The sequence below is a fragment of the Hamadaea sp. NPDC050747 genome (assembly GCF_040654195.1).
In the GTDB taxonomy this organism is placed as follows: domain Bacteria; phylum Actinomycetota; class Actinomycetes; order Mycobacteriales; family Micromonosporaceae; genus Hamadaea.
Genome location: NZ_JBFAHM010000002.1, coordinates 442,355 through 465,700, shown reverse-complemented (window position 1 = coordinate 465,700; position 23,346 = coordinate 442,355). Strand labels below are relative to the sequence as shown.

The 23,346-nt window shown below is 70.6% G+C and carries 28 protein-coding genes; 18 read left to right on the top strand and 10 right to left on the bottom strand.

Annotation, left to right across the window (positions count from 1 at the left end; all coding sequences use genetic code 11):
- Positions 1 to 16: 16 nt before the first annotated feature.
- From AB0H43_RS05565 to AB0H43_RS05545, 5 genes are all read left to right on the top strand, one after another.
- Positions 17 to 541 (top strand): PadR family transcriptional regulator, encoded by a 525-nt coding sequence (locus AB0H43_RS05565; RefSeq protein WP_359996941.1) that lies wholly within the window; start codon positions 17 to 19, stop codon positions 539 to 541.
- Positions 538 to 1,218 (top strand): ABC transporter ATP-binding protein, encoded by a 681-nt coding sequence (locus tag AB0H43_RS05560; RefSeq protein WP_359996939.1) that lies wholly within the window; start codon positions 538 to 540, stop codon positions 1,216 to 1,218. Before AB0H43_RS05565 ends, AB0H43_RS05560 begins: the two co-directional genes overlap by 4 nt.
- Positions 1,215 to 3,428 (top strand): FtsX-like permease family protein, encoded by a 2,214-nt coding sequence (locus AB0H43_RS05555; protein ID WP_359996936.1) that lies wholly within the window; start codon positions 1,215 to 1,217, stop codon positions 3,426 to 3,428. The genes AB0H43_RS05560 and AB0H43_RS05555 overlap by 4 nt, the downstream gene beginning before the upstream one ends.
- 70 nt (positions 3,429 to 3,498) lie before the next feature.
- Positions 3,499 to 3,786 carry a hypothetical protein gene (locus AB0H43_RS05550; RefSeq protein ID WP_359996933.1) on the top strand — a complete coding sequence of 96 codons (288 nt, stop codon included), beginning with the start codon at positions 3,499 to 3,501 and terminating at the stop codon, positions 3,784 to 3,786.
- Between the two features lie 12 nt (positions 3,787 to 3,798).
- Positions 3,799 to 4,908 (top strand): winged helix DNA-binding domain-containing protein, encoded by a 1,110-nt coding sequence (locus AB0H43_RS05545; protein ID WP_359997427.1) that lies wholly within the window; start codon positions 3,799 to 3,801, stop codon positions 4,906 to 4,908.
- A 4-nt stretch (positions 4,909 to 4,912) separates the two neighbouring features.
- Here the strand turns inward: AB0H43_RS05545 and AB0H43_RS05540 are convergent, their stop codons facing one another.
- On the bottom strand, positions 4,913 to 5,686 hold the full coding sequence (locus AB0H43_RS05540) for a 2-phosphosulfolactate phosphatase (protein WP_359996930.1): 774 nt from the start codon (positions 5,684 to 5,686) through the stop codon (positions 4,913 to 4,915).
- Between the two features lie 114 nt (positions 5,687 to 5,800).
- On the opposite strand from AB0H43_RS05540, the gene AB0H43_RS05535 reads away from it, so the two are divergent.
- The gene (locus AB0H43_RS05535; RefSeq protein WP_359996927.1) at positions 5,801 to 6,202 is read left to right on the top strand and encodes an ATP-binding protein; all 402 of its coding nucleotides are present in this window, start codon (positions 5,801 to 5,803) and stop codon (positions 6,200 to 6,202) included.
- Here AB0H43_RS05535 and AB0H43_RS05530 read toward each other — a convergent pair.
- The 3 genes from AB0H43_RS05530 to AB0H43_RS05520 form a co-directional block, all read right to left on the bottom strand.
- A complete protein-coding gene (locus AB0H43_RS05530; protein ID WP_359996924.1) occupies positions 6,195 to 7,394 on the bottom strand; it encodes a GAF domain-containing SpoIIE family protein phosphatase in 1,200 nt (399 codons plus the stop codon). The genes AB0H43_RS05535 and AB0H43_RS05530 overlap by 8 nt on opposite strands.
- Positions 7,391 to 7,702, bottom strand: a complete 312-nt coding sequence (locus AB0H43_RS05525) for an STAS domain-containing protein (protein WP_359996922.1) — start codon at positions 7,700 to 7,702, stop codon at positions 7,391 to 7,393. Before AB0H43_RS05525 ends, AB0H43_RS05530 begins: the two co-directional genes overlap by 4 nt.
- Positions 7,703 to 7,836: 134 nt before the next feature.
- Complete coding sequence (locus AB0H43_RS05520) at positions 7,837 to 8,673, bottom strand: alpha/beta hydrolase (RefSeq protein ID WP_359996919.1); 837 nt, start codon at positions 8,671 to 8,673, stop codon at positions 7,837 to 7,839.
- Positions 8,674 to 8,919: 246 nt separating this feature from the next.
- Between AB0H43_RS05520 and AB0H43_RS05515 the strand changes: the two genes are divergently transcribed.
- From AB0H43_RS05515 to AB0H43_RS05500, 4 genes are all read left to right on the top strand, one after another.
- Positions 8,920 to 9,810, top strand: a complete 891-nt coding sequence (locus AB0H43_RS05515; RefSeq protein WP_359996917.1) for an alkaline phosphatase family protein — start codon at positions 8,920 to 8,922, stop codon at positions 9,808 to 9,810.
- A 1-nt stretch (position 9,811) separates the two neighbouring features.
- The gene (locus tag AB0H43_RS05510; RefSeq protein ID WP_359996914.1) at positions 9,812 to 11,065 is read left to right on the top strand and encodes an MFS transporter; all 1,254 of its coding nucleotides are present in this window, start codon (positions 9,812 to 9,814) and stop codon (positions 11,063 to 11,065) included.
- Positions 11,055 to 11,987 (top strand): hypothetical protein, encoded by a 933-nt coding sequence (locus AB0H43_RS05505; protein WP_359996911.1) that lies wholly within the window; start codon positions 11,055 to 11,057, stop codon positions 11,985 to 11,987. Before AB0H43_RS05510 ends, AB0H43_RS05505 begins: the two co-directional genes overlap by 11 nt.
- A 260-nt stretch (positions 11,988 to 12,247) precedes the next feature.
- Positions 12,248 to 13,189, top strand: coding sequence for an NAD-dependent epimerase/dehydratase family protein (locus tag AB0H43_RS05500; RefSeq protein ID WP_359996908.1), 942 nt, complete (start codon positions 12,248 to 12,250; stop codon positions 13,187 to 13,189).
- Here AB0H43_RS05500 and AB0H43_RS05495 read toward each other — a convergent pair.
- Positions 13,176 to 13,724 carry a DUF6529 family protein gene (locus AB0H43_RS05495; RefSeq protein WP_359996905.1) on the bottom strand — a complete coding sequence of 183 codons (549 nt, stop codon included), beginning with the start codon at positions 13,722 to 13,724 and terminating at the stop codon, positions 13,176 to 13,178. The genes AB0H43_RS05500 and AB0H43_RS05495 overlap by 14 nt on opposite strands.
- The gene (locus tag AB0H43_RS05490; RefSeq protein ID WP_359996903.1) at positions 13,721 to 13,861 is read right to left on the bottom strand and encodes a hypothetical protein; all 141 of its coding nucleotides are present in this window, start codon (positions 13,859 to 13,861) and stop codon (positions 13,721 to 13,723) included. The genes AB0H43_RS05495 and AB0H43_RS05490 overlap by 4 nt, the downstream gene beginning before the upstream one ends.
- 96 nt (positions 13,862 to 13,957) lie before the next feature.
- Here AB0H43_RS05490 and AB0H43_RS05485 point away from each other — a divergent pair, with 96 nt between their 5' ends.
- The 4 genes from AB0H43_RS05485 to AB0H43_RS05470 all read left to right on the top strand — a co-directional run bounded on the left by AB0H43_RS05485 (position 13,958) and on the right by AB0H43_RS05470 (position 17,236).
- On the top strand, positions 13,958 to 14,320 hold the full coding sequence (locus tag AB0H43_RS05485; RefSeq protein ID WP_359996900.1) for a PadR family transcriptional regulator: 363 nt from the start codon (positions 13,958 to 13,960) through the stop codon (positions 14,318 to 14,320).
- 3 nt (positions 14,321 to 14,323) lie between these two features.
- The gene (locus AB0H43_RS05480; protein ID WP_359996897.1) at positions 14,324 to 15,727 is read left to right on the top strand and encodes a permease prefix domain 1-containing protein; all 1,404 of its coding nucleotides are present in this window, start codon (positions 14,324 to 14,326) and stop codon (positions 15,725 to 15,727) included.
- Positions 15,728 to 16,048: 321 nt separating this feature from the next.
- A complete protein-coding gene (locus AB0H43_RS05475) occupies positions 16,049 to 16,468 on the top strand; it encodes a heavy metal-binding domain-containing protein (protein ID WP_359996894.1) in 420 nt (139 codons plus the stop codon).
- A 228-nt stretch (positions 16,469 to 16,696) separates the two neighbouring features.
- On the top strand, positions 16,697 to 17,236 hold the full coding sequence (locus AB0H43_RS05470) for an ATP-binding protein (RefSeq protein ID WP_359996892.1): 540 nt from the start codon (positions 16,697 to 16,699) through the stop codon (positions 17,234 to 17,236).
- A gap of 4 nt (positions 17,237 to 17,240) precedes the next feature.
- Here the strand turns inward: AB0H43_RS05470 and AB0H43_RS05465 are convergent, their stop codons facing one another.
- The 3 genes from AB0H43_RS05465 to AB0H43_RS05455 form a co-directional block, all read right to left on the bottom strand.
- Positions 17,241 to 18,773, bottom strand: coding sequence for a serine/threonine-protein kinase (locus tag AB0H43_RS05465; protein ID WP_359996889.1), 1,533 nt, complete (start codon positions 18,771 to 18,773; stop codon positions 17,241 to 17,243).
- Between the two features lie 150 nt (positions 18,774 to 18,923).
- Positions 18,924 to 19,394 carry a hypothetical protein gene (locus AB0H43_RS05460; RefSeq protein WP_359996886.1) on the bottom strand — a complete coding sequence of 157 codons (471 nt, stop codon included), beginning with the start codon at positions 19,392 to 19,394 and terminating at the stop codon, positions 18,924 to 18,926.
- Positions 19,391 to 19,771: a DUF6069 family protein gene (locus AB0H43_RS05455; RefSeq protein WP_359996884.1), complete on the bottom strand. Its 381-nt coding sequence runs from the start codon at positions 19,769 to 19,771 to the stop codon at positions 19,391 to 19,393. Before AB0H43_RS05455 ends, AB0H43_RS05460 begins: the two co-directional genes overlap by 4 nt.
- 128 nt (positions 19,772 to 19,899) lie before the next feature.
- On the opposite strand from AB0H43_RS05455, the gene AB0H43_RS05450 reads away from it, so the two are divergent.
- From AB0H43_RS05450 to AB0H43_RS05435, 4 genes are read left to right on the top strand one after another with little or no spacing between them, the layout of a single operon-like run.
- Positions 19,900 to 21,006 carry a histidine kinase gene (locus AB0H43_RS05450; protein WP_359996881.1) on the top strand — a complete coding sequence of 369 codons (1,107 nt, stop codon included), beginning with the start codon at positions 19,900 to 19,902 and terminating at the stop codon, positions 21,004 to 21,006.
- A complete protein-coding gene (locus AB0H43_RS05445; protein ID WP_359996879.1) occupies positions 21,003 to 21,647 on the top strand; it encodes a response regulator transcription factor in 645 nt (214 codons plus the stop codon). Before AB0H43_RS05450 ends, AB0H43_RS05445 begins: the two co-directional genes overlap by 4 nt.
- 11 nt (positions 21,648 to 21,658) lie before the next feature.
- A complete protein-coding gene (locus AB0H43_RS05440) occupies positions 21,659 to 22,465 on the top strand; it encodes a class I SAM-dependent methyltransferase (protein ID WP_359996876.1) in 807 nt (268 codons plus the stop codon).
- A gap of 18 nt (positions 22,466 to 22,483) precedes the next feature.
- Positions 22,484 to 22,768, top strand: coding sequence for a GlsB/YeaQ/YmgE family stress response membrane protein (locus AB0H43_RS05435; RefSeq protein WP_359996874.1), 285 nt, complete (start codon positions 22,484 to 22,486; stop codon positions 22,766 to 22,768).
- Positions 22,769 to 22,814: 46 nt separating this feature from the next.
- Here the strand turns inward: AB0H43_RS05435 and AB0H43_RS05430 are convergent, their stop codons facing one another.
- Positions 22,815 to 23,264 (bottom strand): carboxymuconolactone decarboxylase family protein, encoded by a 450-nt coding sequence (locus AB0H43_RS05430; RefSeq protein WP_359996871.1) that lies wholly within the window; start codon positions 23,262 to 23,264, stop codon positions 22,815 to 22,817.
- Positions 23,265 to 23,346: the final 82 nt, after the last annotated feature.

Here is a 23,346-nt window from a genome sequence, read left to right as displayed (position 1 = left end):
GTGTATAGTCACCCGCATGACGGTGCCACTGACCCTCCTCGGCCTGCTCGAACGCGAGCCGAGCCACGGCTACGAGCTGAAGCGGGACTACGACGCGTACTTCGGGCGCGGGCGGCCGCTGCCGTTCGGCCAGGTGTACGCGACGCTGAGCCGGCTGGCCCGGGACGGCAAGGTCGTCATCAGCGACGTCGGCAAGGGCGACGGCCCCGACCGCAAGCGCTACATCATCACCGAGGTCGGCGCCACGGAGGTCGACGCCTGGTTGACCGAGCCCGTCGAGCCCGAGCCACACCTGCAGACCATCCTGTTCTCGAAGGTGGTGCTGGCGCTCATGCTCGGCCGGCCCGCCGAGGAATACCTCGACACGCAGCGGCGCGCCCACCTTCAGCGGATGCGCGAACTCACCGAGGTTCGGCGTACGGGTGGGCTGGTGGACGCGTTGCTCGCCGACCACAGCCTCTTCCACCTGGAGGCGGACCTGCGCTGGATCGACCTGACCGCGGCCCGGCTGGACGCGCTGGCGAAGGAGGTCCGCAAGTGAGCGCCCTGATCGAGGCTCGTGACGTCGCCCTGTCCTTCGGTGAGACCCAGGCTCTGCGGGGTGCCTCCTTCCGAGCTGAGGCCGGTGAGATCGTCGCCGTCATGGGTCCCAGTGGCTCCGGCAAGAGCACCCTGCTGCACTGCCTGGCGGGCATCCTCGTGCCCGACTCCGGCGAGGTGACCTTCGCCGGGGAGCGGGTCGACCAGTTGTCCGAGACCCGCCGCAGCGCACTGCGCCGGGACCGGTTCGGCTTCGTCTTCCAGTTCGGTCAGCTGGTTCCGGAGTTGACCGTCCACGAGAACGTCGCGCTGCCCTTGCTACTCGGCGGCGTACGCCGGGCGCAGGCGATGGAGCGGGCCCGAGTCTGGTTCGAACGACTCGATCTGTCCGGAATGGAGGGACGCCGGTCCGGTGAGCTGTCGGGCGGGCAGGCGCAGCGGGTCGCGCTGGCCCGGGCCCTGGTCGCCGAGCCCGAGGTGCTCTTCGCCGACGAGCCGACCGGCGCCCTGGACTCGCTGACCGGGGAGCAGGTCATGGAGTTGCTCGTCGGCTCGGCCCGAGAGCAGGGCACGACGGTCGTCCTGGTGACCCACGAGGCCCGGGTGGCGGCGTACGCCGACCGTGAGGTCATCGTCCGGGACGGCCGCGTCGCCGTGACCGAAGGCATCGCGTCGTGATCCGGCTCGGTCTGCGCCTCACCGTCGCCGGCGGCCGGGAGGCCCTCGTCCGGCTGATCACCATCGCCGCCGCCGTGGCGCTCGGAGTCGGCCTGGTGCTGGCGACGGTCGCCGCGATCAACGCCGTCCACTCGCTCAACCACCGGTACGCGTGGATGAACACCGGGCTCGTTCCGGCGGCCGCCGGCGACTCCGTCCACGCCGACGCGCTGTGGTGGGCGCCCCGCGAGGACTTCTACGACGCGGACGCGATCGCCCGGGTCGACGTCGCGGCGACCGGCCCCGATTCGCCGATCCCACCGGGCGTGCCCCGGTTGCCGGCGGCGGGGGAGTACTTCGTCTCACCGAAACTCCACGACCTGCTCGCCGTCACCCCGCCGGAGCAGTTGGGCGACCGGTTCCCCGGCCACGAGGTGGGCATCATCGGTGACGAGGCGCTGCCGTCGCCGACCTCGCTCGTGATCCTCATCGGGCACGACCCGGCCGAAGCCGCGAAGCTGCCGAACGCGCGGCAGGTCACGAGCATCTTCGGCACCTCACCGGAGGACTGCGCCGGGTGCATCGTCGGCTACCGGGCCGCCGGGTTCGACCTCGTGCTCGGCGTCGTGGCCGGAGCCCTGCTGTTCCCGGTGCTCATCTTCATCGGCACCGCGACCCGGCTGACCGCCGCCCGGCGGGAACAGCGGTACGCGGCCATGCGGCTCATCGGCGCGACGAGCGGCCAGATCTCGAAGATGGCGGTCGTCGAGGCCGCCGTCGCCGCCGTCATCGGCACGGTGCTCGGCTTCGGCGTCTTCCTCGTGCTGCGAAAACCGTTGGCGGCGATCCCGTTCACCGGAGCGCCGTTCTTCCCCGACGACATGGCGCTGACGGCGACGAACGTGGTGTGCGTGGCGGTGGGCGTACCGGTGGCGGCGCTGCTGGTGGCGTGGCTGTCCCTGCGTCGCGTACGCGTCTCCCCGCTGGGCGTGACTCGGCGGACCACCCCGAAGCCGCCCCGGGCGTACCGGCTGATTCCGCTCGTGGCCGGCGTGGCCTGGCTCTCCTACTTGGACGGACACCGTCCCGACACGAGCATCAAGCAGGTCGCGGTCTTCCTGCCCGGGTTCCTCGTCGTCATGTCGGGGCTGGTCGTCGCCGGGCCGTGGTTCACCATGGTCGGCTCACGGCTGCTGGCCAGGCGTGCGCAGCGGCCGTCCACCCTGATCGCCGCCCGGCGCCTGTCGGACAACCCGCAGGGCGGCTTCCGCGCGGTCAGCGGCCTGGTCCTGGCGATGTTCGTGACCAGCGTGGCGGTCGGCGTCATCGGCACGATCTCCGACGACCGCAACGCGACGGACTACCGCTTCGACACCGGTTACGTGCGGCAGATGTTCTGGCCGGAACCCGGACCCACGGGTACGCCTGCCGTCACGGATCAGCTCAAGGCGGTTCCCGGGGTGACCGATGTATTCTTCCTGCGGTCCAACCCCGGCTTCGGCGGCGCGGATCAGCCCGGCGCGTATGGCGACCAGCCGTACGTGATGTCCTGCGCAGACTTGGCCCGGCATCCCGAGCTGGGCAGTTGCCCGGCCGGAGCCGAAGCGGTGTCGGTGGCCGACTTCGGGGTTCCGAAGGGAATGCCCGCGCCGCCCTGGCCGGCGGCGGCGATCACCGCCGCGGAGGTGGAGCGCCTGCCGATCGCCTCGATCCAGGTCGGCAACGACGGCTCCGTCGGCGCGATCGAACGGAGTCGGACCCTTCTCGAAGCCGCGTTCCCCAGCGTGCATCGGCCGATCGCCGAGCGTGATTTCACCAAGGACACGACGAACATGTTCACCGGCTGGGTGCAACTGGCCAACGTCGTCATCCTCGCCAGCCTGCCGATCGCCGGGTGCAGCCTGGCCGCCAGCGTCGCCGGCGGCCTCAGCGATCGCAAACGGCCCTTCAGTCTGCTGCGGCTGACCGGCGTCTCGCTGCGTACGCTCCGCCGGGTCGTGCTGCTGGAGAGCGTCATGCCGATGCTCGCGGTGGCCGCGGTCGCGATCGGGATGGGTCTGCTGTCCGCCCAGTTGTTCCTGCGGGCGCAAATGCACACCACCCTCGTGCCACCGGGCTGGGAGTACTACGTCATGGTGGCGGCCGGGCTGATCCTGTCGCTGGCGGTCATCGCCGGAACGCTTCCCCTGCTGGCCCGGATGACCGGCCCGGAGGTCGCCCGCAACGACTGATTCGAACAATTGTTCCCGACACGCGGGAGCGCCGCTTGACGTTGTCGTACTTGTGTTCGATAGTCGTCGAGTGGACACGGAACGGGAACTGACCCCGTGGTCCGACGGCACCCGACGGGTGCGCCGCTGGATCGGCCGGGGCAAGCTGTCAGACGAGAAGATGACCATCACGCTGGGCGTCCTGCCCGACGGCCGGTGGTTCGTCGGCTCGGCCCAGGCGAGCTGGACGATGTGGCAGCCGTTCGACCGCGAGCAGGACGCGGTCGCGGTCGCCGAACGCCTCGCGTGCGGCATGCGCGAAGCGCCGGTGCGCCGGGCGACGGCGGGTGTCGCGGATTTCGTCGGGGTGGCCGCCTAAGCTGACCGGGTGATGATCACCTGGGACCAGGTCTTCGCCTGGCGGATGCGGCGCCACCTGCTCGATCGGCCGGCTCGTGGCACGTCCGCCGTGGAGGTCGCCCACCGGCTCTGCGGCGTGCAGGCACAGGTGGCGTCCAGCGCCGAGCAGGCGATCACGGCCCGCCAAGCCGAACCTCCGGCCGGCCAGGTCGCGAAGGCCTTGCTGGACCGCGACCTCGTCAAGACCTGGGCGATGCGCGGCACGCTGCACCTGCTGCCCCCGGCCGACGTCCCGGCGTTGCTGGCCCTGATGGCGGCCACCAAGACCTGGGAGAAGCCGGTCTGGCAGCGCAACTTCGTCACCGCCGCCCAGCTCACCGCGATCGCCGAGGCCGCGTCGGCCGCCTTGGACGGCGCGATCCTCACCCGCGAGCAACTGACCCAGGCGGTGCTCGAGCACAGCTCCGACCCCACCCTCGCCGAGCATCTCGTCTCCGGCTGGGGTTCGGTGCTCAAACCCTTGGCGTATCAGGGTTTGCTCGTCTACGGCCCCAGCGACGGCAACCGGGTCACCTTCACCCGGCCCGACACCTACCTCGACGGCTGGCCCGGCCTGCCTGACCCGGCCGACGCCGCGCGCGTCGCGATCCCGGCCTACCTTGGTGCCTACGGCCCCGCGTCGCCCGAGGCCTTCAATCAGTGGATCACTCGCGGTGTGCTGCGCAAGACCGACCTGAAGAAGTGGTACGCCGACCTCACGGCCGACGGCGTGCTCACCGCGGTCGACGTCGACGGGACCGCGGCGTACGCGCTGACCAGCGAACTCGACGCGATCGCGACGGCGAGGCCGTTCGACGAAGTGCGCCTGCTGCCCGCGTTCGACCAGTACGTCCTCGGCCCCGGCACCCAGGATAAGCAGCTGATCGGCGCCGGGCGCCGAGCCGAGATCAGCAAGGCGGCCGGCTGGATCTCGCCGGTGGTGATCCACCGCGGCCGAGTGGCCGGGGTCTGGGAGAGCGACGGCGACACCGTGTCGGTCCGCCTGTTCCGGGAGCGGTCCGACGTCCCGAAGACGCAGATCCAAGCCGAGGCAACCCGGATCACCGGCGGCACGCCGGCCGTGGAGATCGTCGTCGGCTGAGCCGTCAGGCTTCCGTTGCGGGGACGGGTCGGAAGCACTCGCCGTCCAGCACGGGAACGACGCTGCTCTCGTCTACTTCGGACGCGATGTCGACGTCCTGCGGGTAGCCGTACCCGGCCAGCTCACGACCGCTGGCGCAGGCGTACAAGGCGTCTCGAAGGGTGGGTGCGACGTGGCGGTAGGCCGCCGCCGCCAGCTCGGCCTCGGGTGAGAAACCGCCGAGCCCCTCGTCGAGCAGCCCTTGCAGGAACGCGCCCGCGCCCCACAGGTCCTCGATCGCCGGGCGTAGTGAGCCGTCGGCCTGCCATCGTTCCCCCGCCGGGACGACGGCCAGTGCCGCCCCGTCGGGTAGCGTGCGGGCCGCCCAGGCGGCGGCTGCCCGGGCGTTGCGCAGCGATACGCCGATGACGGTCGCGCCCGTCTCGGCCAGGCGGCGGGCGATGGTGGATCCGTTGGGCGAGGGCAGCACCAGCCGCGTGATCCCCGAGGCGGCCCGGATCGTCGCCGGCGACAGGCTCACCGGCCGGTCCGGCCCCACCTCCGACCGCCCGACGGCCAGCGTCGCGTTCTGAGCGGTGGCGTACGCGGTGGCCCGTTCGTCGCGCCAGCGGTACGGAAAGACCTCGATGCCCTGATCCGCGGCGACGGTGAGGGTGGTGGTGAAGGAGAGCACATCGACGACGGCGACGACGGTGGAGCCAGGGCCGACCTCGTCCGCGCCGACGGGACCCCAATCACATCGCACCGCGTACGCGGTCTGCGCGTAAGGACTGGCCACCGCGAAAGCGTACGGTACGCCGCAGCCAGTTCTGCCCCGCCTCGTTTTCCCAGGGGAGAAGCGGCAGAATGGGCGGCGAGTACGCCGGCCACCTCGGGGAGGGGAGGGGAATCGGTGAGCGAGCTGCGTGCCCGGCTGGACGTGCCGTCCGGCGCCGACGCCCCGCGCGGCGCTCGCAAGACCGTCCGGCAACTGCTGACAGCGTGGGGCTTCGCCGACGGCGACTGGCTCGACGTCGCCGATCTGATCGTGTCGGAACTGGTGGCCAACGCCGTCCGGCACGGTGGCGGGCTGCTGGAGATCGCCGTGCAGGCGCACGAGACCCAGGTGACGATCAGCGCCGCCGACAGCACCTCCATTCCGCCGAGACGGCGTACGCCCGACACCACCGGCGGCTACGGGCTCGCCCTCATCGATCAGCTGGCCGCGGCGTGGGGCGTGGACGACTATGAGGGCGGCAAACTCGTCTGGGTCCGGCTGCGGTCGCATCCCGCCCCGGTGCGTCCCGTCACGTGATGCGTACGCCGACCACGGCCACGTCGTCGCTGACGGCCTCGTTGTGCAGCATGTTCGCCGTCGCCGCGGCGCAGAGGCTCTCGGCGTCGCCCCCGGCCAGCCCCGCGAGCAGCTTCTCGATCCCGTCGTCGATCGACTGACGGCGGCGCTCGACGAGCCCGTCGGTGTAGAGCAGCATCCCCGTCTCCGGCACCAACGGCAGGGTCGTGATCCGGCGGAAGGCGTCCGGCAGAGCGCCCAAGGGCAGGTCGACTGGAGCGTCGAGCAGATGCCCCCGCGCCCCGGGATCGAGGACGACCGGCATGAGATGCCCGGCCACCGAGAAGGTGACCGACCGCCGGTCCGGTTCGACGACGGCGTACGCCGCGGTCGCCATGGCGCCCGGCTCGAAGAGCTGGATCTTGCGGTCGAGGCGGGTGAGCACGTCGGCCGGATCGGTCGACTCCAACGCGTACGCCCGCAGCGCGCTGCGGATGCGGCCCATCACGACGGCGGACTGCAGGCCGTTGCCGGCGACGTCGCCGATGACCAGCCCGACGTGACCGGAGGGCAGGGTGAACACGTCGTACCAGTCGCCGCCGACGCCGACAGCGGCCCCGGGGATGTAACGCACGGCGATGTCCAGGCCCGGGATCTGCGGCGGGCGCGCGGGCAGCAGACTCCGTTGCAGGGCAAGGGTGGCCACGCGTTCGGTCTGCGAGAGCCGAGTGTTCGCGGCGAGGCCGGCGCGGTCGGCGACCAGCCGCAGCAGTTCGATGTCGTCCTCGGTGAACGTCCGCGCCTCGACGGAGCCGACCCGCAGAACCCCGACGACGCGGCCCGCGACCAGGAGCGGCACCCCCGCCATGGAGGTCACGCGATGGTCGATCAGGACGTGGCTGAACACGTCGCCCCGATCGACGTGTTCGATGACCAGCGGCTCGCCGCCCGCCGCCACCCGTCCGGCGAAGCCGATGCCCATCGGCACCCGGATGTCGAACTGAAGCTCCTCCTCCAGACCCACGGTGGCGGCGGTGATCAACTCGCGGCCGGTCGGGTCGAGGAGCAGGATGGTCGCGGAGTCGACGTGCAGCAGGGATCTCGTCCGCGAGACCAGCTCCATCAGTAGCGCGTCGGCCGGCAGATGGGAGAGCTCCGCATCGGTCACTGCTCGGATGCGGTCGAGGATCTCCGGGTCACGACCTGCGGTCATTCGTTGCCTTGCCCGGTGAGCAGAGGCCACACGCCGGTCAGCACCATCACCCGCCGCACGAGGTCCCCGGCGGCGACGACACGAAAGCTCAGTCCCGCGTCCTCGGCCGTGCGGCGGCCGCTGAGCAGCGCGGACATGCCCGACGAATCCAGGAAGTCGACGCCGGACAAGTCGACCTCCACACCCCGGCGCGCCTCGGTCACGGCGTCGGTGAGGCCGCGCCCCAGCTCCTCACGGGAGAGCAGGTCCACGTCCCCGGTCACCGTGACGATGACAACGCCGTCACGCTGCGAGCTAGCGATCTCCATGATCCCCCCGTTCTCCTCGGCCGTGAGATCATTGTCCTCGTCGGGAACGGTATCGCATGCTCGGACGCTTCGCTTCGGTCAACTCTGGTGGCCGCGGATCACGGGCAGACCGATACCCGTGATCCGCGGTCGCGTCAGGAGGTCGCGGCAGCCGCCTGCGCGATCACCCTCGCCACGACGTCCGCCTTCGTGATGAGGGCCAGGTGCCCGGCGCGTACCTCGGTGATCCGGGAACCGGCCCGCTCGGCCATGAACCGCTGGGCCTCCGGCGTGATGATCTGATCCTGCGTCCCGAGGACGTACCAGGACGGGATCGTCTTCCACGCCGGTACGCCGGCCGGGGTGAATCCGGCGCTCAACGCCAGCGGTCGCTGGGCGGCGTACAGGGAGAGGGCCTTCGGCCGGGGTAGGCCCGCCGCGAACGGGCCGAGGAAGGTCTCCTGCTTGAGGTAGAGGTCGACGTCGCCGGCCGGCGCGCCCGGGTAGGGCACGAAGTCGAAGACGGTGGCGGGGTCGACGTTGAGCGCCGAGTCCGCGCCCGCGAGCGGGAAGATCTGCTCGCCCTGGTCCGGGGCGAAGGCGTCTTCGTAGACCAGCGCCTTCACGTTGGGATTGCCCGTGGCGGCCTGGGTGATGACGGCGCCGCCGTAGGAGTGCCCGACCAGGACGATCGGGCCGCTGAGGGTCGCGAGGAAGTCGGCGATCGTCTGGCCGTCGGTGGTGAGGTTGCGCAGCGGGTTCGGTGGGATGCGCACGGGATACCCGGCCCGGCGTAGCCGGTCGCCGACGGCGGTCCACGACGAGCCGTCGGCCCAGGCGCCGTGCACGAGGACGACGGTGGGCCTCGGCGTGGCCTGGTGGCCGGCGGCGGCTGCGCCGGTCGCGGGGAGCAGGACGGCCAGGGTCACGGCGAGCAGGGCCGCGAGGACGAGCCGGGGCCGCCGGGCACCCGTGCGGTGTTCTTCGGACAAGAGACACTCCTTGGTCTTTCGCGTCGGGGTGGTGTCGCTAGCCGAAACGTGCCGCGCCGAACGACCGTGTCGGGCAGTTTGTCGGGAGAGTGGGTATCCGGTCGGTGTTCGGAGGAGTTCATTTTTCGGATGCTGAGCATTCGCTCGGAAGGCATCGATCTCCGAGAGATCGATGAGTAACATTGTGACGAGTGTCCCGCCGACGACCGTCCCCGGCCGCCGACCGTGATCCGCCGAAGGAGTCCGATGACCGCCAAACGCGTCACCACACTGCTGGCCGCAATCGTGGCGCTGGGCGCCGCGGGCGGCGCGTACGTGCTCCAGCGAAGCCCGGACCCGGTGCGCACCACCATGACGGTGCCCGCCGCGGTGACTGCGGCCGCCGTGCCCCGGCCCGACCATGTCGTGCTGGTCATGTTCGAGAACAAGAAGTACTCGTCGATCAACGGCAGTTCGAGCGCGCCCTACTTCAATTCGCTGGCCGGGCAGGGCGCGAAGTTCACGAAGTCGTTCGCCATCACGCACCCGAGCCAGCCGAACTACATCGCGCTGTTCTCCGGCTCGGCCCAGGGCGTCACCGACGACAGCTGCCCGCGGAGCTTCACCGGCAAGGAGAACCTCGGCCATCAGCTGATCGCGGCCGGGTTCACCTTCACCGGCTATTCCGAGGCGATGCCCTCGGACGGCTACACCGGTTGTTCCAGCGGCACCTACCGGCGTAAGCACAACAGCTGGGTCGACTTCGACAACGTCCCCGCCGCGAGCAACCTGCGGTATTCGCGGTTCCCCACGGACTTCACGACCCTGCCGACGGTCGCCTTCGTCACCCCGGACATGTGCAACGACATGCACGACTGCTCCATCAGCACCGGCGACACCTGGCTGAAGGCCAAGCTCGACGCGTACGCCCAATGGGCAAAGACCCACAACAGCCTGCTCATCGTGACCTTCGACGAGGACAGCAACACCTCGGTGAACCAGATCTTCACCGTGTTCGTCGGCCAGCACGTCAAGATCGGCAACTACTCCGAGACGATCAACCACTACGCGGTCCTGCGGACGATCGAGGACGCGTACGGGCTCGCTCCGATCAACAACGCGGCGAGCGCCACCCCGATCACCGACATCTGGCAGTGACGTGTACCTGTCGACGATAGGTCGTCCAGCGGCGGCCGGTTCGGGTCGCCGCTGGACGGCGATCGGGGCCAACGTCGTGGCCCTCGGCCTGGTCAGCCTGGTCACCGACGTGTCGGCCGAGATGGTCACCGCCGTCCTGCCCGCGTACCTGGTGCTCGGGCTCGGGTTGACGCCGTTGGCGTATGGGGCCGTCGACGGGGTCTACACCGGGGCGACTGCGCTGCTCCGGCTCGCGGGCGGCTGGCTCGCCGACCGTACGCGCCGCCGCAAAGCGGTCGCGGGCGTCGGCTACGGCATCTCGGCGGTCGCCAAGCTCGGCCTGCTCGCCGCAGGTACGCAAGCCGCCGCCCTGGGCGGGGTGATCGCCGCCGACCGAATGGGCAAGGGACTGCGTACGGCACCTCGGGACGCGTTGATCACCCTGTCCGCCCCGGCGGCACTGCTGGGCCGGGCGTTCGGCGTGCACCGGACGCTGGACGCGGCGGGCGCGTTCCTCGGGCCGTTGGTCGCCCTGGGCGTGCTGACCGCCACCGGCTCGGCCGCGATGACGGCCGCCTCCCGGGACGCGTTCGACGCCGTCTTCGTGTGCAGTTTCGGTGTCGCTGCTTTCGGCGTACTCCTGCTTGTGCTGTTCGTGAAAGAGCACCGCGATCCGCTTGCCGCGCCACGGCCTCGCGCTCGTGATCTGGCCGCGCTGGCCGCCGATCCGCGAGCCCGGCGGCTGACCGCGGCCGGCTGTGCGCTGGGGCTGGCGACGATCGGCGACGGCTTCGTCTACCTGCTGCTGCAGCGGAGGTCGGGGCTGGCGATCGGCTGGTTCCCGCTGCTCGCGGTCGGCACGAACCTCGCGTATCTCCTGCTCGCAGGCCTGGCAGGGACCATCGCGGACCGCGTCGGGCGACAGCGCGTGCTGCTCGGCGGCTACGCGCTGCTCGCGCTGATCTATCTGGCCCTGGCCGCGCCGTGGCACGGCACCATGATGATCGCGCTGATCCTGCTGCTCAACGGGGCGTTCTACGCGAGCACCGACGGCGTGCTGATGGCGCTGGCCGGGCCGGTGCTGCCCGAGTCGCTGCGCACGACCGGCCTGTCCATGATCCAGACGGGCCAGGCCGTCGCCTACCTCGGCTCGTCGCTGCTGTTCGGGCTCGTCTGGCAGACCTGGGACACGACCGCAGCGGTGCTGGTCGCCCTCGCGCTCACGGTCGCCGCCGGGGTCACGACCGTCTTCCTGGTGCGGCTGCGTGCGCACTAAACTCGTGGTCGCGGCGGCGGCCTTCGCCGTGCTGATCGCGGTCGGGATCGGCGTGATCCGCCACGCGCGGCACCCGGCCGTCACCGGCTCCGCGCCACTCACGCTTCAGTCCGGCTTGTACGCCGTGAGCACCGCGCCGGCGACGCAAGGCCACCTGATCTCGGACGGCCGAGTGGCGGCCCTGTCCTGCAGCCGCTTCTACGCCGCCGCCGCGACGGGCGTCTGCCTGCGCCCGGACGGCCCACTCGCGACCTACCAGGTCGTGCAGCTCGACGCGCAGCTCCGCGAGAAGGACAAGTTCCCGCTGGTGGGCGTGCCGAACCGGGCGCGGGTCTCGCCCAGCGGCCGCCTGCTCGCCTGGACGGTCTTCGTGACGGGCGACTCCTACAACAACGGCAAGTTCTCCACCCGGGCCGGGATCCTCGACACCGTCACCGGCGACCTCGTCGGCACGCTCGAAGACTTCACCGTCACACCCTCGGCTGGAGCGGACCGCAACTTCTGGGGCATCACGTTCACCGCCGACGACGACCACTTCTACGCGACCATGTCGACGCGAGGCCACCGTTACCTGGTCTACGGCTCCATCTCCGGCCGCTCCGTCTCGGTCGTCCGTGGCGGTGTCGAATGCCCTTCCTTGTCGCCCGACGGCACGCGCATCGCCTTCAAGTCCGCTGTGGACGGTGATCCCGCTCGGGGCTGGCGGCTGTCGGTGCTGACCCTGTCGACCGGGACGGTCGTGCCGCTCGCCGAGACGCGCAGCGTCGACGACCAGGCCGTGTGGCTCTCCTCCACGACCGTCGGGTACGCCCTCCACCGGCCCGGCGGCTCCGACGTCTGGTCCGTCCCCGCCGACGGCTCCGGTACGCCTTCGCTGCTCCTCGCGGACGCCGAATCCCCCACCTACCTCGCACTCGCGTGATCATTGCGCCAGCCATGCTGCTTCGCGCCGTGAAATGCCCGAATCAACAGCATGGCTGACGCAATGATCATGGTCCGCCGTCGGGGAGGTCGCCCGCGCTCTGACCGATATACGCTGAGGCGCGTCGAAGGGGGTACGCCGATGGGTGCGATCAAGCCGTGGCATGTGCTGGCGCTGCTCTGCTGCATGGTCGGGGTGACGGGCATCGTCGCAGGCGTGGTGGCGATCGTCTTCGCGTCGAGGAAGAACCGGGGTCAGTGATGCGCGTGCTGATCGTCGGGGGGACCCGGTTCGTCGGGCGGCACATCACCGAGGCGGTCCTGGCGGCCGGGCATGAGGTCGCAGTCCTGCATCGGGGCGCCACCGGCGCGGGGCTGTTCCCCGAGGCGACGCACCTGACCGCTGACCGCGACGGGGACCTGGGCGTCCTGCGCGGCACGCGGTGGGACGCGACGATCGACGTCAGCGCGTACCGGCCGGAGCAGGTGTCCGCGTTGGCCGGGGCGCTGGGCGACGGGGCCGGTCACTACCTCTTCGTTTCGACGGTCAGCGTCTACGACACCCCCGCTCACGCGGGCTACCCGGAAGACTCGCCGCTGCTCACGGGAACCGAGGGCTACGGGCCGCGCAAGGTCCTCTGTGAGCAGGCGGCCCGCGCCGCGTTCGGCCCGCAGACGCTGGTGGTGCGCCCTACGTACGTCATCGGCCCGTACGACCACACCGGAAGGTTCACCTACTGGGTACGCCGGCTCGCCCGGGGCGGTGAGGTTCTCGCGCCCGGTCGTCCGGAGGTCCCCATCCAGCTGGTCGACGCGCGTGACCAGGCTGCGTTCCTCGTCCACGGGATCGTCACCGGGTTGGCCGGTACTTTCCACGCCGTCGGCGAGCCGATGCCGTTCAGCGCGATGCTGGAGCGGATCGCGAGTGCGGTCGCCCCGCCCGGGACCAAGCTGACCTGGGCTGATCCGCAGTTCCTGCTCGATGCCGGGGAGACCGGCGACACAATGCCGCTGTGGTACGCGGGCGACGAGAACGAGGCGCTGCTCAACACGGCCGATCCGAGTGCCGTGGTGGCGGCCGGGCTGGTGAACCGATCGATCGAGGAGACCGCGCGGGATCTCGCCGACGCCGAAGTGCCCGACCGCGGGTACCTGACCGCCGAACGGGAAGAGGAGTTGCTGGCCGCGCTCAGTGGGCGCTGAAATACCAGGCGGCCGAGGTGAGGATGGTCCCGACGAGCACGGTGAAGACCGTGCCGCCGACGACGGGCAGCACCCAGCCGGCCACCCCGGGCTTGGTCAGCACCAGCATCTTCACCGTGAAGACGCCGAAGAACAAGCAGCCGAGCAGGGAGTGCACGAGCACTCGCGCGTCGTAGGCCTGGAAGCCGATGCCGTAGAGGCAGAAGACGGCGACCGGGACGGCGATGAAGAAGGCGAGCCGGCCGGACCAGCGGTGCACGGGTCCGATCCACGACGGCGGGCTGATCGCCTTGATCTTGCCGTACATGACCAGCGCCGATCCGAGCTGTATCAGGGCGAACACCCCGGCGGCCACGGCCAGCCAGCTCTTGACCTCGATCAGGTTCTCGAAGCCCGAGACCTTGAAGACGATGCTGTCGCCCTTGTGCCGGCCGCCGTAGACGCCGAGTGCGACCGACACCAACGCGCCGATCAGCAGAGGGACGAGCAGCTTGCTGCTCTTGGCGGGCGTACTGGTCATCGGGTCACGGCTCATCGGGTCACCGCCACGGAAGCCGGTGCGCCGTAGGGCTCGGTCGGCTGCTCGGGCTTGGCCCGGACGCTGAGGATCGCGACGATCACCGCGATCAGCACACCCACCAGCAGCGTGACGATGGGGGTCGGAACCTTCATCAGGCTGATTATCCGCGTGATCGGTCATGATCGTTGCGTTCTTCATATACCTAGAAGTACGATGCATTGATTCTCTAGGTCTTAGTGGGAGACGGCGTGCACATAACGAAGGACCTGGTCGCGGCGTCGGCGACCCCGCTGGTGCTCGGCATCCTCGCCGACGGGGAGAGCTACGGCTACGCGATCCTCAAACAGGTCGGCGACCTGTCCGGCGGCCGTCTGGAGTGGACGGACGGGCTGCTCTACCCGCTGCTCCACCGGCTGGAGCGCCTGGGACACGTCGAGTCGGTGTGGCGCGGCCCGGAAGGCGGACGCCGCCGCAAGTACTACCGCATCACCGAGCAGGGGCAGGCGGAGTTGGCCGAGCAACGCCGCCAGTGGTCGGCAGTGGTCGACGCGCTGCAGAACATCTGGAACGACGCCCAGTCGCGCAGTCCCAGACTCGCCTGGGAGGGCTGACCGGTGGACACCGACGGCATCGCGCCCGATCCGGGCGCCGCAGCGGGCACCGACGATCCCGGGGTCGAGGCGCAGATCGGCGAGTGGGTGGCGTACATGCGCCGCCGGCGTGAACTGAGCGCCGCCGACGCCGACGAACTCGAGGATCACCTGCGCAGCCGGATCGACGAGCTGACCGAGGCCGGACTCGCGCCGGACGAGGCGTTCCTCATCGCGGTCAAGCGGATGGGCAGCCTGGACGAGGTGTCCCGGGAGTTCGCCCGGGAACACTCCGAACGGCTCTGGAAGCAGCTGGTGCTCACCGGCGGCGGCGAGCCGGCCAAGACCGGGCCGGCGCGCAAGGACCTGCTGATCATGATCGCCTGCGCGGCCGTCGCGGCGGTCGGAGTGAAGATCCCCGCCCTGTTCGGGCTGACCTTCGAGGACGACTTCGGGTTCTTCGCCCGCAACGTCAGCCTGTTCGCGCTGGTGCCGCTGGCGGCGTACTTCGTGTGGCGGCGGCAGGTGCGGCCGGCCGTCGTCGGCGTGCTCGCGGTGCTGTTCGTGATCGGGGCGATCGGGGCCAACGTCTATCCGCTGGCCGACGACGCGGACACCACCATCCTCACGGGCATCCACCTGCCGATCGCGTTGTGGCTGGTCGTCGGGGTGGCGTACGCGGGCGGCGACTGGCGGTCGGGCACGCGGCGGATGGACTTCATCAGGTTCACCGGTGAGTTCTTCATCTACTACGTTCTCATCGCCTTGGGCGGCGGGGTGCTGACGGCGTTCACCGCCGGAGTGTTCAACGCGATCGGGCTCGACGCCGAGAAGTTCCTCGGCGGCTGGCTGCTGCCCTGCGGTGCGATGGCGGCGGTGGTCGTGGCGGCCTGGCTGGTGGAGGCCAAGCAGAGCGTTATCGAGAACATGGCTCCGGTGCTGACGCGAGTGTTCACTCCGCTGTTCGCGGTGGCGCTGCTGGCCTTCCTGGTGGCGATCGTCTGGACCGGCAACGGCATCGCCATCGAACGGGACGTCCTGATCCTGTTCAACCTGGTCCTCGTCGCGGTCCTCGGGCTGCTGCTCTACGGCATCTCGGCCCGGGAGCCCGCGGCGCCGAGGGGCTGGTTCGACCGGTTGCAGTTCCTGCTGGTGGTCAGCGCACTGGTGATCGACGTACTGGTGCTGCTGGCGGTGAACAGCCGGATCGCGGAGTTCGGGTTCAGCGCGAACAAGACGGCCGCGCTGGGGGAGAACCTTGTCCTGCTGGTCAACCTCGCCTGGTCAGCCTGGTTGCTGTACGCCTTCCTGTGGCGGCGGACGCCGTTCGCTCGGCTCGAGCGGTGGCAGACCAGCTACGTCGTCGTGTACGCCGCCTGGGCCTGGTTCGTGGTCTTGGCCTTCCCGCCGATCTTCGACTTCGTCTGATCCGCGGCCGCCTGGCTGTGGCTGCCTGCCGTTTGTGGCTGCCCGGTTCGCGAGCACCCCCTTTGCTCCAGCGACGCCGGGCGGCCACGACTTTCGCGTACCCCTCGGTTCACCTGGGCAAACGCGGAGCCGGCGGAGGAAATCCCCGACGGCGGGGAGTGCGCGCCGCCGGCGGACCTGTCCTGCTTGGACCGGTCGTCGCTCTTTAGGGGTAATGAGTGGCATATATCGGATAAGTCAGACCATGCTGGGGAATTGGCCAACGGCCTCACCTGGTCCTTTCCGGTCGTCGGTCCACTTCTCCCGAAAGGCGGGTATGACATGACCGCCCCCAACCACCGGCTGTCCACGCGCCACGGCATTCTCGTGGTGACCACCGACGCGGTCTACGGCCGCGCCATCCACCAAGTCCTGGGCCAGGTTCTCGGCATCGCGGCACGGTCGAAGAACCCTTACGGCGAAGGTTTCGTCTCCCTGCGCACGGGCGGCAGCAACGGGGCGGACGTGCGCCGGGATCTGCTCGTCGCCTGCCGGTGGGAGGCCGTCGACGACATGACGGCCGCCGCCGCGCAGTTCGGGGCGGACGCGGTCGTCGCCATGCGCTTCGACCATCGGCAAGTCACCGAGAGCTGGTTCGAGGTGTGCGCGTACGGGACCGCCGTCGTGCTCGCCCCGGCGTCGTCGGAGATTCCGGCTGCTCGCCGGGCGCCCGCGTACGCCGACGCCACCCGTCCGGCGTGATTCGTTCCGCCTTTTCGCCAAGTGCGGTTTGCCGCGAAACCGCATGGGGTACCCGCGCTCGCGTTCGGGCTCACGGTTCCGCACGGATCGTGACCCGATTGTCATGGAAAGTAGTACCTCGACCGGCATATGAGAAAGCCGTAGATCGCCGCTATTGTCGGCATGCGGCGGCCTACGCGTCATGGCGGTGGCGCGTTCATCGGGGGTGAACGGGAGGAGCGGGCGACCATGTCTGACCGAGCGGACGGTGGCTCCACAGCCGACCGCGAAGCAGGAGCGCGTCTGGTGCCCGAGCAGGCCGAAAGCCTCCTCGACACTGGATTCTCGGCGGGCCAGCTGTACCAGGTACGGCAGACCGTCGTCGCGCACGCCCAGTCGGGCGGGGCCGGGCCGACGACGGTCGAGGCGATTCTGCTGATCGCGAGCGAACTGGCGGTCAACGTGATCCGGCACGGTGGCGGACGCGGGCGGCTACGGCTATGGCGTACCGGTGACGCGGTCTACTGCCAAGTCCAGGATTACGGCCCCGGCATCGCCGAGCCGGAGACGGCCGGAGCCGATCCGTCCGCCGCCGACGACGGTGCGGTGGACCGGCCCGGCCGTCGCGGACTGTGGATCGTCCGCATGGTCGCCGACGACCTCGACATCGAGACCGGCTCGGCGGGCACCACGGTCACCACCCGCGTACGCCTGCGGGGGCCCGGCGATCGCAATCACGGGCGCGGCGGGATGCGTACGGCGATGCTGGACTCGCGCGCCCGAGCCTGAACCCTCAGTCCTTGCCCTTCCCGCCCTTGCCTTTGCCCTTGCCGTTGGTCACCTTCGACGGCGGCTGCACCAGCTGGGTCTGCGCCGGCGTCGTCACGGTCGGCGACGGTGCCACGACTCCGAGCACGGTGGGTACACAGTTCGCCTCGGCGGACGCGTCCTGCAGTGTGAACGCGATCGGCAGCTGGTTGCCGCCGGTGTAGCGACCGGTCACGGACAGCTTCGCGGTCGCTCCGGCCGCCAATGCCTGCGTCTGAACGCGTGAACTGACCGTCGTGCCGTCCTGCTCCCACCACTGGGCGAGCGCCTCGTCCACCTGCTGCCGCCCAGGTAGCTGGAAGCTCAGCCGCCAGTCGCGTACCGGCTGGGCCCCCGTGTTGGTCACGGCGACCGCGGCGGTGAAGCGGTCGCCGGTGTCGTCGAGCACCCGGTAGGTGACCTGGCAGGCCGGGATCTCGGGCGGTGCCGTCCACTCCGGACCTCCGGCGGCCTGTGGGCCGGTCGCGGGCAGCCGGGCGGCGGCGAACCAGACGAGCGCGGCCACCGCGACGGCGGCGACTGATCCAACGACCGTCCGCCCGGGACGCCGCGCCGATCGGGTCCGCACCAGCGTCGGCCACGCCAGCACTCGGGTGACGGTCTCGGCCGGCTCGCCGACCGGATGAGTGTCCAGGAGGGCGAGTCCGTCCGGCGGCGCCGCGTCGCTCAAGACGCGCGCCAGGTCGGCAGCGGCCGGACGGTCGGCGGGGTCTTTCGCGAGGCACGCCCGGCACACGTCAGCCACCGATTCCGGCAGCCCGTCGATGTCGGGCAACGGCTCGGGCGCCCGGCTCCGGTGCGCCGACAGCAGATCCAGCAGCGACGAGGGCTGCCACGGCAGCCGCCCGGCGAGCATCAGATGGAGCATGATGCCGACGGCGTACACGTCGGCCGAGGGGTGCACGGGTGCGCCGTCGAGCCGCTCCGGGGCGGTGTAGGCGGGGGTACCGACGACCTCCGCGCCCGGCTGCCCGTCCGGTTCGTCCTGGAAGGCGCTGATGCCGAAGTCGATCACCTTGACGCCGCCGGACGTCAGCAGCACGTTGCGCGGGCTGACATCGCGATGCACCACACCGCGGGAATGGGCGGCCGCGAGCGCCTCGGCCATCTGCGCGGCCACCGTCACCGCCGACGGCCAGGGCAGCGACCGCCCGGCGAGGAGGTCGGCCAGCGGCACGCCGTCGACGACCTCCATCACGAGGAACGGCACGGCCTGACCGGTCCGGGTCGACGCGGCCACGCCGTAGTCGTGGATCACCGCGATGGCGGGATGGGACAGCCGCGCCAGCACCCGGGCCTCCGCGCCCAGCCGCGCCCGCGACACCGGGTCGCTGAGCAGCTTGCGGTCGAGGGCCTTCACCGCCACGACCCGGCCCAGCCGCTCGTCGCGCGCCCGCCAGACGGTCGCCATGCCGCCGGACGCGATCGGCTCGATCAGCCGGTAGCGGTCCTCCAGCAGATCGCCCGCCTCGAAGATCTCCTCTGGTACGCCGGACATCGCGCTCCTCCACCGAATCGTGCCACCCGGCGCGCCAAGTACCCGGTGATCGGCGTGGTACACGATTCGGTGGAGGATTCGTCCGAACGACCTGACGCCTTGCCCCGGGCGCAGCCGGCTGTAGCGTCCCGGGCAGCTCGGACCGGATGGTCAGAAGACCGGGCCGTGACCGATCGCTCCGGTGATCGTGATGATCATGATGGTGCGGCGGCGACGCCGGGTCATCACGGCGAACACGGCGGTGAGCACCACCAGTTCGAGGTCCGGCCAGTCACCGGTGACCTCGACCTCGGCCTCGCCCCGGGAGAACGCCGGCAGCCGCAGGGCGATGCTCCGGCCGTCGCGCTCCAAGCGGGCGCCCCGGCGGCCGATCTGCCACCGGACCGGGCCGCCGGGACCGGGCACGTGCGACTTCTGCGGATGCAGCCGCACGGCCGGGCCGCTGCCCGCCTGCGCCGCCACGCCGATCCGATAGCGGTCGGTGGGATGGACTGTCCATTCGCGCTCACCGAGCCGGATGACGGCCCGCCGCCACCCCACTCCCGTACGCAGCGTCGCCGCGCCGAAGTGATACACCCCGTGGCTCTTGCGTACCTGGTTCATCGGGCGCTCCACGTTCATCGGGCGCTCCACCGCAGGCCCGGGATCACCACAGCGCCGACCGCGAGGTGCAGCGCGGCCAGGCCGAGCTTCGCCGAACCGGACACCCCCGCGGTCGGCCCGAGCAGGACCGACAGCGCAAGGAATCCGGCGGCGATGACCGTCCAGATCGTCAAAGCCTTGGCAGTCAGGCGTTCCAGCAGCGCGAGAAGCCCCCAGCCGGCGAGAGCGGTGACAGCGGCCGCGCCCAACGCCCAGGCGAGCGTCACCTCCTGCGTCGAAGTGCCGGTTCGAGCGGCGAGGTGGATTCCGGCCGGTCCGGACAGCAGGGCGTACCCGGCTCCGGCGACGGCGACAGCGGCGGCGGTGATGGTGAGGCGGCGTACTGATTTCGTCATGGCGGCAGCTTGGCCCGAGCACCGCCGACGGGTCATCGGTCCGCGGGCCGCCCGATCCACTGCTTTAGTCGCGCGCCTACTTCTTTAGTAGGTGGTCGGCCGGCTGCGTCCCTGGTTAGCCTGCCTGCGTGAACGCCCGAAAAGCCGGCCTGACGATCACCCTCGTGGTGATCGGCGGCCTGATCGCGTACGCCCTCTATGGTGCGCGCCAATCCGACCCCGACAGCTTCCCGCTCGACACGATCGTCGCGCTCATGTCCCTCGGGGTCACGGCGTGGGTTTACCGACAGCCGTTCGCCGGTGGCGTGGTCGCCGCGATACTCGCCGCGGTCTCGCCGGTCGCGACGCCGGTCGCCAGCTTCGCCGCGTTCCACACTGCCCGGCGACGCCCGTTCCGCGAGGCGCTCGTCGTCACCGTGCTCGGCGTCCTCGCGCAGGCCGTGCAGGGGATCTGGCGTACTCCGGCGGGGGTGTCCTACCGCTGGTGGCTGCTGCTGATGGCGGCGGCGTACGCGGCCCTGCTCGGCTGGGGAACCTGGGCGCAGGCTCGCGCCAACCTGCTCAAGGAGTTAAGGGACCGGGCTCAGCGGGCCGAGGAGGAACAGGAACGCCGCATCCTCGAAGCGCGCCGGGCCGAACGCAACCGCATCGCTCGCGAGATGCACGACGTCCTCGCTCACCGCCTGTCGCTGCTGGCCACTTACGCGGGCGCGGTGGAGTACCGCCCGGACGCGCCGCCCGAGCGGCTGACCGAGGCCGCCCGGGTCATCCGGGCGGGCGCCCACCAAGCCCTCGAAGACCTGCGCGAGGTCATCACCCTCATGCGCTCGGACGACGACGGCGATCCGGACGCGCCCGCCGGGCAGACCCTCGCCGACCTGCCCGGCCTGCTCGCCGAGGCGCGGGCGGCCGGCCAGCGCGTCGACCTGGACGACGGGCCCGACCTGGCCGACCTCCCACCGGCGCTCGGGCGGTGTGCGTATCGCGTGGTCCAGGAAGGACTGACGAACGCGCGCAAGCACGCCCCCGGGCAGGCGGTGAGGCTCCGGCTCGCGTCCCACCCGGCGACCATCGTGGTACGCAATCAGACGGTCCCGGGTGAGCCGGGACCGGGCGCCGGAACCGGGCTCGCGGGCCTGGCCGAGCGGGTTTCCCTCGTCGGCGGCGAGCTGGAGCACGAGATCGACGCCGACGGCGAATTCCGGCTGACCGTGCGACTACCGTGGCCCTCATGATCCGAGTGGTGATCGTCGACGACGATCCGTTGGTTCGCGGCGCGCTGACGATGATGCTCGACGGGGCGGACGGGATCGCGGTCGTCGGTGAGGCCGCCGACGGCGCGCAGGCGCTGCTGGCGGTCGAGCGGCACGGCCCGGACGTGGTGCTGATGGACATCCGCATGCCGGGGGTGAGCGGCATCGCGGCGACCGAGCGGATTCGGCGGCGGGCCCGGCCGCCGGAGATCATCATGCTGACCACGTTCGACTCCGACGACCACATCGTGCGGGCGCTGCGCGCGGGCGCGAGCGGCTTCCTGCTCAAGGACACCCCGCCGGAGCGCATCGCAGCCGCCGTACGAAGCGTCGCGGCGGGGGAGCCGATCCTCTCGCCGAGCGTGACGCGCCGGCTGGTCGACCAGGTGACGAGCGGAGCGGCGAGCGGGGAACGCGCCCGGACGGCGCTGAGCGCCCTCACACCCCGCGAGCGGGACGTCGTCGTCGCCGTCGCGCAGGGGCGCTCGAACGCCGAGATCGCCGAGGATCTGCTGATGAGTCTGACGACGGTGAAGGCGCACGTGTCGCACATCCTGACCAAACTGGATCTGACCAACCGTACGCAGATCGCGTTGCTCGCTCATGACGCCGGACTGATCTGAGGAGGAACGTCGTGGAGGACCGAGCGGCCCAGCTGGCCCAGGCGTGGACCGACGCGGCCCGCGGCTACGAGGAGTACTTCGTGCCCCGGTTCGCGCCTTGGGTCGAGCTGGCGGTGAACGCTCTGGGTGGGGATCTTCCGGACGGCCCGATCCTCGTCCCGTGTTGCGGAACCTTCCCCGAGCTGCCGTTGCTCGGGGCGGCCTACCCGGGTCGCGCCATCGTGGGCGTCGACCTGTCACCCGGCATGGTGACCCTCGCGGCCGGTCGTGCCGCCTCGTGGCCTCAGGCTCAGGCGATCGTCGGCGACGCCTGCGCGGTCGGGCCGGAGTGGACCGGACGCTGTGCGGCCGTGCTGTCGGTCTTCGGGCTGCAGCAACTGCCTGATCCGGCGGCGACGCTGGCGTCCTGGGCCGGCCTGCTCCGTCCCGGCGGCCGGCTGTCGGTGGTGTTCTGGCCGGAGATCGTGGAGGAGGAGGGCCCGTTCGCGCTCAGCCGGCGTGCCTTGGATCGCCCTGCTCCCCTCGGCGACGAGGAGGATCGGCTGGCCGAAGCGATCACGGCGGCGGGCGCGGTGGTGACGGCCGACCGGGAAGTCTCCTACGTGATGGAGCACCCCGACGCTGCCACGGTTTGGGCGGCTATGGTCGATAGTGGGCCGTTACGGGCGGTAGCGTTGTCCAGTGGGGAGGCTGTGCTGGCGGAGGCGGGCCGCCGCTTCCTGGCCGCCGCGCCCAGCGATCGGCCCTGGCGGCATACGCCGCGCGCCCGGCTGCTGACCGCGATCTTTCCGCCGAAACCGTCTCGGCCGCCAGCCTGATGATCTAGCGTCGGATGCATGCTAGGCACGATTCTGTGGGGGATCATCGGCGGCGCCATCGTGGGCATCCTCGCCCGCCTGCTGCTGCCCGGCAAGCAGCATATATCCATGCTCGTCACAGTGATCGTCGGTATCATCGCGGCGACGCTGGGCGGCCTGATCGCCGACTGGCTCGGGGTAGGCGACACCAAGGGCATCGACTGGATCCGGCACTTCATCCAGATCGCCCTGGCCATCCTGTTCGTCTGGCTGGCCGACCGCATGTTCGGCCGGCGTACGCCACCGGCCGTGCCCGCCCGCTGACTCCGGTGCGGGCAGATCACGATTCGTGACCTGCCCGAAGACGCGTTCACCAGGTCTTGCCGGCCTGCTCCCGGATCGTTCGGTTGATCCGGTTGAAGAAGTTGGTCAGCGCGATGTTCATGATGATCGCCGACAGCTGCCTGTCCTCGAAATGGGCGGCGGCGTCCGCCCAGATCTCGTCGGTCACGCCCGCGGCGCCGTCCTGAATCCGGGTGGCGGCCTCGGTCAACGCCAGCGCCGCCCGCTCCTGGTCGGTGAAGAACGGCGTCTCCCGCCACGTGACCACGTTGTGCAGCCGCTCGTCGGTCTCCCCGTTCTTCTTCGCCGTCGCGACCGCCGCGTACACGCACGGGCTGCACCCGTTGATCTGACTGGCCCGCAGATGCACCAGCTCCAGGACGCGCGGATCGACGCCGCCCGCGTGAATCGCCTTGTACAGGTGCTGGATGGCAGTCATCACATCCGGATTCGCCGCGCTCTTCAGCCGTGCTTCCATCGAACCTGCTCCTCATCGGTTACCTGAGCCCCTCGGGGCACGTCATCACCCATGACGGAGCGGTTCCGAGGAAGGTAACAAC

Coding starts and splice junctions, on each gene's coding strand:
- AB0H43_RS05565 (WP_359996941.1), top strand. CDS start 17: ATGACGGTGCCACTGACCCTCCTCGGCCTGCTCGAACGCGAGCCGAGC.
- AB0H43_RS05545 (WP_359997427.1), top strand. CDS start 3,799: ATGATCACCTGGGACCAGGTCTTCGCCTGGCGGATGCGGCGCCACCTG.
- AB0H43_RS05530 (WP_359996924.1), bottom strand. CDS start 7,394: ATGACCGCAGGTCGTGACCCGGAGATCCTCGACCGCATCCGAGCAGTG.
- AB0H43_RS05525 (WP_359996922.1), bottom strand. CDS start 7,702: ATGGAGATCGCTAGCTCGCAGCGTGACGGCGTTGTCATCGTCACGGTG.
- AB0H43_RS05515 (WP_359996917.1), top strand. CDS start 8,920: ATGACCGCCAAACGCGTCACCACACTGCTGGCCGCAATCGTGGCGCTG.
- AB0H43_RS05500 (WP_359996908.1), top strand. CDS start 12,248: ATGCGCGTGCTGATCGTCGGGGGGACCCGGTTCGTCGGGCGGCACATC.
- AB0H43_RS05495 (WP_359996905.1), bottom strand. CDS start 13,724: ATGAGCCGTGACCCGATGACCAGTACGCCCGCCAAGAGCAGCAAGCTG.
- AB0H43_RS05490 (WP_359996903.1), bottom strand. CDS start 13,861: ATGAAGGTTCCGACCCCCATCGTCACGCTGCTGGTGGGTGTGCTGATC.
- AB0H43_RS05475 (WP_359996894.1), top strand. CDS start 16,049: ATGACCGCCCCCAACCACCGGCTGTCCACGCGCCACGGCATTCTCGTG.
- AB0H43_RS05470 (WP_359996892.1), top strand. CDS start 16,697: ATGTCTGACCGAGCGGACGGTGGCTCCACAGCCGACCGCGAAGCAGGA.
- AB0H43_RS05465 (WP_359996889.1), bottom strand. CDS start 18,773: ATGTCCGGCGTACCAGAGGAGATCTTCGAGGCGGGCGATCTGCTGGAG.
- AB0H43_RS05460 (WP_359996886.1), bottom strand. CDS start 19,394: ATGAACGTGGAGCGCCCGATGAACCAGGTACGCAAGAGCCACGGGGTG.
- AB0H43_RS05455 (WP_359996884.1), bottom strand. CDS start 19,771: ATGACGAAATCAGTACGCCGCCTCACCATCACCGCCGCCGCTGTCGCC.
- AB0H43_RS05445 (WP_359996879.1), top strand. CDS start 21,003: ATGATCCGAGTGGTGATCGTCGACGACGATCCGTTGGTTCGCGGCGCG.
- AB0H43_RS05435 (WP_359996874.1), top strand. CDS start 22,484: ATGCTAGGCACGATTCTGTGGGGGATCATCGGCGGCGCCATCGTGGGC.
- AB0H43_RS05430 (WP_359996871.1), bottom strand. CDS start 23,264: ATGGAAGCACGGCTGAAGAGCGCGGCGAATCCGGATGTGATGACTGCC.